This window comes from Myxococcus vastator, assembly GCF_010894475.1.
Classification (GTDB): Bacteria; Myxococcota; Myxococcia; order Myxococcales; family Myxococcaceae; genus Myxococcus; species Myxococcus vastator.
On record NZ_JAAIYB010000730.1, the window covers coordinates 1 to 2505 of the forward strand.

A 2505-nucleotide genomic window follows, 5' to 3' on the forward strand; every position below is an offset into this window, starting at 1 on the left:
GGCGATCTCCGGGGGGACGGATGGATGGCCCCGGCCCCGGTGGAATGCCATCGAGCGCCCGCCTTCAAGTGGCGAAGACGTGGCCCCGAAGTTCTTTGCGCCACGAAAGCGTCATTTGACTTCGGGCCCACAGCTCACCGCGTAACTTCTGGCGTCATGCGGGGTTCTTCCTTCGTCATGCGTCGATTGCCTGTCGGATTCCTGGCGGCCGTCCTGCTCTCATGTGCGAGCGGTCCACACTCCAATGCTTCGGCGGCGCCGGGGCCCGTCGTGGCCAGGCCCGCCTTCGACGAGGCGCGCGCGGTCCATGTCCTGCGACGGATGGCCTTTGGACCTTCGCCGCAGTCCCTGGCGGACCTGCGGCGCCTGGGCGTGGAGGGCTGGATGGAGACGCAGCTCTCCCGTCCCGGCGCGCCGCTGCCACCCCGTCTGGAGGCGAAGCTCCAGACGCTGCCTTCGCTGACGATGTCCATGGCGGACCTGGTGCGGGCGTACCCGCCGAAGCGCCAGCGGGAGGAGGCCTTGAAGGACGGACGTGCGCCGCTGCGCCCCGTCCGCATCGGCCTGGAGCAATCCGCGGCGAAGCTGCTGCGGGCGGTGGAGAGCCCCAACCAGCTCGAAGAGGTGCTGGTGGACTTCTGGTTCAACCACTTCAACGTGTCCGCGGACAAAGGCGCGACGCGGTGGATGGTGACGGCCTACGAGCGCGATGCCATCCGCCCGAAAGTCTTCGGCAACTTCCGGGAGCTGCTGGGCGCCACGGCCCGCCATCCGGCGATGCTCTTCTACCTGGACAACTGGCGCAGCGTCCGTGACGGCATGCCCGCGCGCCTGACGCGCGAGCCCGAAGCGTCGAAGCCGGGCCTCAACGAGAACTACGCGCGCGAGCTGCTGGAGCTGCACACGTTGGGCGTGGAGGGCGGCTACACGCAGCAGGACGTGCGAGAGGTGGCCCGCTGCTTCACGGGCTGGAGCATCCGAGCGCCGCGCAAGGCCCCTGAGTTCTTCTTCCGGCGCCGGGCGCATGACGCGGACGACAAGCAGGTGCTGGGGCAGCGCATCCCCGGACGGCGGAGCCTGGCGGACGGGGAGCAGGTGTTGGACCTGCTGGCGAGGCACCCCGCCACCGCGCGTCACATCGCCCGCAAGCTGGCGCGGCGCTTCGTCTCGGACACGCCGCCGCCAGCGCTGGTGGAGCAGGTGGCGAAGGTGTTCCTCGACTCGGACGGGGACCTGCCCACCGTGTACCGCGCGCTCTTCCAGTCACCGGAGTTCTGGGCCCCCGAGGCGCGGGCGGCGAAGGTGAAGACGCCCTTCGAGTTCGTGGTGTCCGCGCTGCGCGCCACCGAAGCGGAGGTGACGGTGCGCCCCCGGCTGGTGCAGTCCCTGGCGAAGATGGGCGAGCCGCTCTTCCGGGCGCCAGCGCCCACGGGCTTTCCGGAAGGGGCCGCGCCGTGGGTGAACAGCGGCTCCCTGGTGGCCCGGCTCAACTTCAGCCTGGAGTTGGTGTCCGGGCGGATGCCGGGGACGGAGGTGGCGCTGAAGACCTTGGCCACGCCGCCCGAGCCCACCGAGCGCGCCTGGGTGGACGCGCTGGGCCACGCGCTGCTGGGCGCGCCACCGTCGGAGCAGACGCGGGCGACCATCCTCGACGCGCTGTCGAAGCGCGCCGAGGCCGCCAGCGCCGTGGGAGAGACACGCCCCGTGGACGTCCCGCTCATTGCCGGGTTGTTGCTGGGCTCGCCAGAGTTCCAGAAGCAGTAGCGGTGACGCTCCGCTCACGAGCGGATGCGGACGGGTCTTCGGGCTCGTGAGCACTCGCTCCGGACGCAACTCCCGCTCTTGCGCGCCGTGCCCGTAACTTCTGTCCTGCCCCGGTGTTGAATGAGGGGGCCCTGCCAACTGGGGGCTCCCGTGCCTGGCTCACCGGAGGTGAAGACGCGATGAACCCACTGCTGACCCGTCGTCATCTGCTGCGCGCCCTGGGGTCGACGGCGGTGGGGCTTGTGTCGGCTCCGGGCTTCCTGGGACGGGCGCTCGCGTCCAGTCCGCAGGCCTCCGCGCGAGGCACGCTGGTGACCGTCTTCCTGCGTGGCGGTGCGGACGGGCTCTCCCTGGTGCCTCCGGTGGAGGACGCCGCGTATCACCGGGCGCGTCCCACGCTGGCGTTGAAGGCGCATGGCCCGGACGCCGCGCTGAAGTTGTCAGGGCCCTTTGGCCTGCATCCCAGGCTCGAAGCGTTGATGCCGCTGTGGCGTGATGGTCGGCTGGCGGTGCTGCACGGTGTGGGATTGCCGGCGCCGGTCCGCTCGCACTTCGACGCGCAGGACTTCGTGGAGTCCGGAACGCCGGGGCGCAAGTCGACACCGGATGGCTGGCTCAACCGCGCGCTGGACGAACAAGAGGGCGTCGCGCTGCGCGCCGTGGCGTTGCAGCCCACGCTGCCCCGAGCGCTGTTCGGAGACGCGGGGGCGGTGGCCATGGGGCGGCTGGAGGAGTTCCGGC

At 70.9% G+C, this 2505-nt stretch carries 2 protein-coding genes; both read left to right on the top strand.

The genetic code is table 11. The features are described from left to right. The first annotated feature begins 270 nt into the window (after positions 1 to 270). Complete coding sequence (locus tag G4D87_RS36625; protein ID WP_240358903.1) at positions 271 to 1764, top strand: DUF1800 domain-containing protein; 1494 nt, start codon at positions 271 to 273, stop codon at positions 1762 to 1764. A gap of 179 nt (positions 1765 to 1943) precedes the next feature. After that, a partial coding sequence (locus tag G4D87_RS36630) for a DUF1501 domain-containing protein (RefSeq protein ID WP_371928657.1) occupies positions 1944 to 2505 on the top strand: 562 nt, incomplete at its 3' end.